Annotated in this window: 2 protein-coding genes; one reads left to right on the top strand and one right to left on the bottom strand. The window is 73.0% G+C overall.

The window, feature by feature from the left end; genetic code table 11:
• Positions 1-1,348: family 43 glycosylhydrolase (locus tag ACOV8S_RS27090; RefSeq protein ID WP_448321010.1), on the bottom strand; the 1,348-nt coding region annotated here is incomplete at its 3' end.
• 543 nt (positions 1,349-1,891) lie between these two features.
• Here ACOV8S_RS27090 and ACOV8S_RS27085 point away from each other — a divergent pair.
• A partial coding sequence (locus ACOV8S_RS27085; protein ID WP_448321325.1) for a VTC domain-containing protein occupies positions 1,892-2,673 on the top strand: 782 nt, incomplete at its 3' end.

The raw sequence follows: 2,673 nt of genomic DNA, 5'->3' as shown, positions 1-2,673 counted from the left end.
GGGTGGGGCCGGACGGCTGCGCCGTGCGCAGCTCCAGCGTCACCCGCGGGCCCGCCGACGGTTCGCCGTTCCCCGGTTCGCCCGTGGGCGGTTCGCCGGCCGTCAGTTCGCTCGCCGACAGTTCGCCGAGGACCGCACGTGCCGCGCCGATCGTGGCCACGGCGCGGATCGTGCCGTCGCCGGCCTCCACGGTGACGGCGTGCCGGTGGTCGACGCGCAGCTCCAGACCGCCGACGCCGTGCGAGGCGTCCAGGTCCAGCGAGGCGCGGGCCGTCATGGTGAAGTGTTCCTGGCGGCGGCCCACGAACGTCCGTCCGCTCCCGTCGCGGGCCGTCAGCCTCCGGACTCCGCCCTCCTCGGTGCCGAGCACGTCCGCCGGGAACCCACCGGCCGCCACCCAGGACAGCGGGAGATCGCCGCCGGTCAGCTCCTCGTGCGCCTCCGGGCCTCGCCCGTCGGGCGGCTCGATCGGCTCGCCGGCCCGGGGCCAGCCGTCGTCGTCCCAGAGAATCTCGCAGGCGAAGGTCTCGCGGCCCAGCACATGCCAGTGCGGGGTGCCCCCGCGGGCCCGCACCCCGAGGAACACCATGGCCCAGCTGCCGTCGGGGCGCCGCACCAGGTCCGCGTGCCCGGTGTTCTGGACGGGAGTGCCGAGGCCGCGGGCGGTCAGCACCGGGTTGTGCGGGCAGGGCTCGAAGGGGCCGGCCGGCGACGGACCGCGGGCGACCGTGACGGCGTGCCCGCGGTCGGTGCCGCCCTCGGCGACGACCAGGTACCAGTGGTCGCCGATCCGGTAGAGGTGCGGCGCCTCGGGATACTTCCCGCCGGTGCCGCTCCACAACTGCCGCGGCTCGCCCAGCACCTTCCCGGCGACCGGATCGACCGGGACCTGGCGGATCACGGTGCGCCCGGCGTCGTCGACCCCGGACCAGGTGACCAGACAGGTGCCGTCCTCGTCCCAGGCCAGGTCCGGGTCGACGCCGGACGGGGTGTCGATCCACACCGGGTCCGACCAGGGACCGGCCGGCCGGCCGGCGGTGACCAGCAGCATGCTGCCGCAGTCGCTGAAGTTGGTGGTGATCATCCACAGCCGCCCGTCGTGGTACCGCAGCGTCGGGGCGAAGATGCCGCCGGAGGGGCCGGCCCGGTCCAGGGCGAGCTGCGACGGCCGGTCGAGGACGTGACCGATCTTCTGCCACGTCCGCAGGTCCTCGGAGCGGAACAGCGGCACGCCCGGGGCGTACTCGAAGCTGGAGCAGACCAGGTAGTAGGTGCTCCCCACCCGGCAGACGCTGGGGTCGGGGTGGAACCCGGAGATGACCGGGCGCTCCGGCAGTCGCATGAGCATGCCTCCCGGGACGGGACGTGAGGTCAGGTCGTTACCCGGCAACCGCCTCGAGTATTGATCAGCCGCGGGGACGGTGCGTAGGTCCTTTCACGCCGTGATCGGCAGGCCGCCCGTCGCCCCCGCCCCGGAGCGGCGGACGCGCGGTGACGCCACCCACGGGACCTGGGCGTCCACGGTGCTCCGGCCGCCCACCGGCTCGTCGCCCGCCGGACTCCGGCCACATACCGGGCTCCCGCCTCCCACCGGGCTCGTCGCCCGCCGGGTTGCGGTCGTCTGCCGGGCGCGGGTGTCTGTCGGCTTCCGGCGCCAGCCGGGCGCAGGTTGTCTGTCGGCTTCCGGGCACCCGCCCGGCTTGGTTCGTCGGCCGGCTCAGGCCGCGCGCCCGGGTCGGGTGCGCCTCGTGTCCGCCCCGTGGCCACCAGGCGTTCTCTCCGGACTGCCTCGCAATTCTCGGCGTTCTCTCACACAACGCTGCTTCCGTATGCGGTGCCGGTCGACGGCATCGCACGACGAAGGAGGCACGCGGTGGCAGAACCACTGCACGTGGCCAGCAGGCTGCACGCGTTCAACCGGTTCGAGCTGAAATACCTCGTGCCGGTCGAGGAGGCGGCCGGGATCAGGGACGAGCTGGCCGAGCGGATGGACCGGGACGCGCACAGCCCGGTCGGAGGCTACGGCGTGTGGAGTCTCTACTACGACACCCCACAGCTGCGCTTCTACTGGGAGAGGATCGAAGGCCTGAAGTTCCGCCGCAAGCTCCGCATCCGGCACTACGGGGACCTCGACGGCGTGACCGACGAGTCCCCGGTGTGCGTGGAGATCAAGCAGCGGGTCAACCGGGTCACGCAGAAGCGCCGGATCACGCTGCCCTACGGCACGGCCCGGCGGCTGTGCGACGGACGGGAACTTGTCGAGCACTCCGCCCGGGAGAGCGCCTTCGTCCAGGAGGTCCTCGACCTGGTCGTGCGGCTGAACCTGCGGCCCACCGCGATCACCGGCTACCAGCGTGAGGCGCTGGTGGGGCGTGACGCGGACACCGGACTGCGGGTGACCTTCGACCGGCGGGTGCGGGGGCGGGACCGTGACTTCGACTTCGCCCTCCCGCACCCGGAGAATCGCTTCACCATCCCGCCGCACCTGTCGGTGATGGAGATCAAGGTGAACGAGCGCACCCCGCACTGGATCACCGACCTGGCCGCGCGCCGGAACCTCAACCTCGTCCGGGTGTCCAAGTACGTCCAGTCCGTCGAGGCGTTCGGCCTCGCTCCCCGGTCCGTCTTCCACGTCCACGAGGCGAACTATCCGCCCCCCCACACCCCCCCCAC

This window comes from Streptomyces sp. CO7 (assembly GCF_053474865.1).
Note: the sequence above shows the minus strand (reverse complement) of the source record. Positions and strands in the feature narration are given on the sequence as shown.